Annotated in this window: 3 protein-coding genes and 1 pseudogene; all 4 read left to right on the top strand. The window is 72.9% G+C overall.

What is annotated here, in order from left to right:
- Positions 1–4 precede the first annotated feature (4 nt).
- A complete protein-coding gene (locus ADX84_RS24885) occupies positions 5–1,030 on the top strand; it encodes an iron-siderophore ABC transporter substrate-binding protein (protein WP_049579892.1) in 1,026 nt (341 codons plus the stop codon).
- 95 nt (positions 1,031–1,125) lie between these two features.
- Positions 1,126–2,439, top strand: a complete 1,314-nt coding sequence (locus tag ADX84_RS24890; protein ID WP_049579887.1) for an alanine racemase — start codon at positions 1,126–1,128, stop codon at positions 2,437–2,439.
- Between the two features lie 151 nt (positions 2,440–2,590).
- Positions 2,591–3,181 (top strand): GNAT family N-acetyltransferase, encoded by a 591-nt coding sequence (locus tag ADX84_RS24895; RefSeq protein WP_049579889.1) that lies wholly within the window; start codon positions 2,591–2,593, stop codon positions 3,179–3,181.
- Between the two features lie 175 nt (positions 3,182–3,356).
- Positions 3,357–3,583 (top strand): annotated as a pseudogene (locus tag ADX84_RS26900) (hypothetical protein); the annotation flags it as partial.

The raw sequence follows: 3,583 nt of genomic DNA on the forward strand, positions 1-3,583 counted from the left end.
CATCATGACCAACCCCCTCCTCCCCCGCCGCGCGGGCCTGGCCGCCCTGGCGGCGGTTTCCTCGCTGGCCCTGCTCACAGCGTGCGGCGCGGCGGGCCCCGGTGAGGACGCTGGCGGCGGGGACGGCGACGGCGCGACAGCCGAGGGATTCCCTCTCACCGTCGACCACGCCATGGGCTCCACCGAGATCGCCGCCGCCCCGGAGCGGGTGCTGCCCCTGGACTTCACGTACGTGGACGCCGTCCTCGCCCTGGGCGGGAACGTGGTGGGCCACACCCAGATCGCCGAGAACCAGGACGGGCTGCCCGAGTACCTGTTCGAGAGCGACTGGAACACCGGCGGCGCCGAGGACGCCGAGTCGGTCGGCCTGCTGTGGGAGATCAGCCCCGAGCTGGTCGCCCAGACCCGGCCCGACCTGATCCTGTCCGCCGAGGTCCGCCACGGCGACGCCTACGACCAGCTCGCCGAGGTCGCGCCGACGGTCATGTCCAGGGACACCGGGGTCTCCTGGAAGGACAACCTCCGCCTGACCGGCGAGGCCATGGGGCAGGCCGAGGAGGCCGAGCGCCTGGTCACCGAGTTCGAGGAGCGCGCGGCCGCCATCGGCGAGGAGATCACCGAGGCCCACGACGGCGATGCGCCCACGGTCTCGGTGGTCCGCTTCGCCGGGGACGCCGAGGGCGTGCGGCTGTACACCCGCAACTCCTACGTGGGCGTGATCCTGGACGACCTGGGCCTGCCCGCGAGCGAGCACACCGAGACCGACTCCGAGGAGATCGCGACCTATCACAGCCCCGAGCGCCTGCTCGATCTGGAGGCCGACCGGATCCTGGTGGCCACCTACGACGACGGCGCGGGCGAGGTGGACGAGTCCAAGGACGACTACGTCACCAACCCCCTGTGGGACCAGCTGGAGGGTGAGAAGACCGAGGTGGACGACGCCTACTGGATGTCCGGAGTGGGCCTGATCTCCGCTCACGCGGTCCTCGACGACGTCGCCGAGGTCTTCGGCGTCGACCCCCGGCACTGACCACCCCCGCGGGGGCCCGGACTCCGGGCCCCCTTTCCCCGCCCTACGCCGCGCACGCTCGGTGCGCGGACCATGACACGACGAAAGGGCACCCCATGGAACCGCCCCGCTCCTTCGAACACACCCCCGCCCTGTCCCCCGACGTCCTCCCCGAGGCGGTCCGCCGGGCCGCCCTCGAACTGGCCGACTCCCCCGGTTCCGGGTACGTCTACGACCCCGCCCTGGCCGCCGACCGCGTGCGCACACTGCGCGCGGCGCTGCCGGACTGGGCCCGCGTGTACTTCGCCGTCAAGTCCAACGGGTTCTCCCCGGTTCTGTCGCACCTGGCCCGGACCGTGGACGGGTTCGAGGCGGCGTCGTTGAGCGAGGCCCGCACGGCCCTGACGGCGCTGCGGGAACGGGCCCAACCGGAGGGTCCCGGCGAAGGACCGGGCGCGGGTTCCGTGCCCGGTGAGCGGATCGCGGTGAGCGGCCCGGGCAAGACCCCGGAGATGTTGCTGGGGCTGGCCCGGCTGCGCGCCGAGCGGGGCGCGGACGTGGTGGTCAACGTGGAGAGCGAACTGGAGCTACACCGGGCGGCCGCGGCCGCCCGGGCGGCGGGCGTCGTGCTCCCGGTGACGTTGCGCGTCAACCCCGAGCGGGTGCCGGTGAGCGGGTCCCTGGTGATGGGCGGCGCCCCGAGCCCCTTCGGGCTGCCGGAACCCCGCGTGCCGGAGGCGGTGGCGGCGGCGCGCTCCCTGCCGGAGCTGGACCTGGTGGGGTTCCACGTGCACGCGGTCAGCGGCAACACCGACGCCGTGGCTCACGCCGCCTACGTGCTCTGGTGCCTGGAGTGGGCGACCGAGACCGCCAAGCGCCATGGCGTGGACCTGCGTGTGGTGGACGTGGGCGGAGGACTGGGAGTGCCCTTCGAGGAGGGTGACACCGAGTTCGACCTCGCCGCCCTTGGCGCGGCGCTGTCCGCGCTGCCGGACCCCGGGGTGGAGGTGGTGTTCGAGCCCGGCCGGTGGATCGCCGCGCCGACCGGGTGGTACGCGGCGCGGGTGACCGACGTGAAGTCGGCCTACGGAGAGCACTTCGCGGTGGTGCGCGGCGGCATCAACCAGTTCCAGCTGCCCACCTCCTGGGAGATCAGGCACAACTTCGCGGTCGTGGAGGGGAGTGGCTGGTCCGAGGGCCTCCCGCGCCCCGGTGTGGACGGGGTGTCGGTGACGGTCTCGGGGGAGCTCTGCACACCCGAGGACGTGCTGGCCAGGGACGTGCGAGTGGGCTCGCTGCGCGCGGGTGACGTGCTGGTCTTCCCCAACGCGGGCGCCTACGGCCACGAGTTCGCCATGCCCGCGTTCCTGGGGCATCCGGGAGCTCCGAGGCGAACCGTCGACACCCGAGGGACCCATCCTCAAACGTGAGCTTGAGCACTCAACCGGAGCATTGACTTGATTAGGTTAGCCTGCCCTAATTGAACCCGGCTCACATGAAGTAGCCGAAACACCACGGTCGCTCCGGCGACACACCACTCCCCCGCGGCACCCTGAGGACACCGACGAAAGAGCGCCCCCGATGCCCGTGACACCCGCTCCCACGGCCGGACCAGCGCCGGACGCCCAGTGGCACCTGGAGAACCTCCGGGGCCACGAGGTCCTGGCCGACCCAACTCCCTGGATCGAGGCCTACGAGACGGTCTACGCCGACTCCCTGGACCTGCCCGATCACCGGAACCCCACCTTCGGCGAACGCCTGGCGTTCAGCGCGGCCCGGCCCGGGTTCCGCCTCACCGCATGCCGTGTCGACGGTGAACCGGCCGGGTTCGCCTACGGGTACACCCTGCCCACCACCACCGGCTGGTGGGACGGGTTCGAGCCCCAGCCCGGGGTCGACGCCGAGGAGACCGTCCAAGAGCGCCCGGGCCGCACCCTCGCCCTGTGCGAGGTCCTGGTGCACCACCGGTTCCGCGGCTTCGGCGTGGCGCGCCGGACCCTGACCCTGCTGCTGGGCGGCCGCCGGGAGGAGCGCGCCGCCGCGATGGTCGCCGAGACCAACACCCGCGCCCTCGACGTCTTCCTCGACAACGGCTGGCGGCACGTGGGCGACACCGCGCCGCACCCGGGCTGGCGCAGGCACCGCGGACTGGTCCGGCCCCTGCTCCCCTGAGCGCACCGCTCCTCCGGACCGGCCGGTACACCAGCCCCGGCCGCTCACCACCGGCACGCCCCGACACAACGGCACCTCCCCCCGAACCGTCCGGCCCGCCAGCATCCCGGAACGGTCGTCGCACCCCCACCAGCCCCGCGCGTTCCGTACCCGGACCCACAGGAGCCCGACACCCATGCCCATCACACAGAGTGACTCGACTCTGACCATGAGCACCCCCGGTGACAGCGAGACCGACCCACCCGCTCCCCTCCTCGCCTCCAGGCTCGCCGGTGCTCCCGGTGAGGCTGTTGAGGATCGTGGCGGCCCTCCATGCGCCCAGGCCCAGGTCCGGGGTGCCCACGCCGTGCGTGTGCAGCTCGGCGTTCTGCACGTGGATGGGGGCGGTCAGCGCGGGATCGG

Source organism: Nocardiopsis sp. SBT366 (assembly GCF_001083815.1).
Taxonomy (GTDB): domain Bacteria; phylum Actinomycetota; class Actinomycetes; order Streptosporangiales; family Streptosporangiaceae; genus Nocardiopsis; species Nocardiopsis prasina.

Coding starts and splice junctions, on each gene's coding strand:
- ADX84_RS24895 (WP_049579889.1), top strand. CDS start 2,591: ATGCCCGTGACACCCGCTCCCACGGCCGGACCAGCGCCGGACGCCCAG.
- ADX84_RS24885 (WP_049579892.1), top strand. CDS start 5: ATGACCAACCCCCTCCTCCCCCGCCGCGCGGGCCTGGCCGCCCTGGCG.
- ADX84_RS24890 (WP_049579887.1), top strand. CDS start 1,126: ATGGAACCGCCCCGCTCCTTCGAACACACCCCCGCCCTGTCCCCCGAC.